This window comes from Microtetraspora sp. AC03309, assembly GCF_020826795.1.
Taxonomy (GTDB): Bacteria; Actinomycetota; Actinomycetes; order Streptosporangiales; family Streptosporangiaceae; genus Microtetraspora; species Microtetraspora glauca.
Genome location: NZ_JADDIL010000601.1, coordinates 1 through 399 on the forward strand (window position 1 = coordinate 1; position 399 = coordinate 399).

Annotated in this window: 1 protein-coding gene; it reads left to right on the forward strand. The window is 67.7% G+C overall.

Features of this window, described 5'->3' with window-relative positions; all coding sequences use genetic code 11:
- On the forward strand, positions 1-399 hold a 399-nt coding region (locus tag IMZ11_RS44550), incomplete at both ends, for a TetR/AcrR family transcriptional regulator C-terminal domain-containing protein (RefSeq protein WP_228649833.1).

Below are 399 nucleotides of genomic sequence, written 5' to 3' on the forward strand. Positions count from 1 at the left end.
GCCAGATCCACGAGATCTGTGTGGCGTTGCGCGACGCACTGCTGTCGCACACCGACGGAGCCGAACTGGTGTCATCGAGCTTCGCGGCGGGACAGTCACAACTGGCCATGGAAATCGTGGCCCAACTCGCCGACGCCGCCCGGCGGGCTGGGGTGGTGTCGCCGGACGACGAGTTGGCCGCCCGCACGGTGCTCTACTACGTACTTGGGTTCACCGCTGACGAGCAGTCCCGGCTGCAGTGGGACGCCGCCGGCGCATTGGTCGACGAGCAGTCGGTGCTCACCCGTGACACCTCCCGGCAATTCGCCTTCGGCCTGCAATTGCTCGTAGACGGCCTGGCGGTACGGGGCGCCAGCACGCTCAGCTCCGGGCGCGAGGTGCCACAACACAGCCCGGATT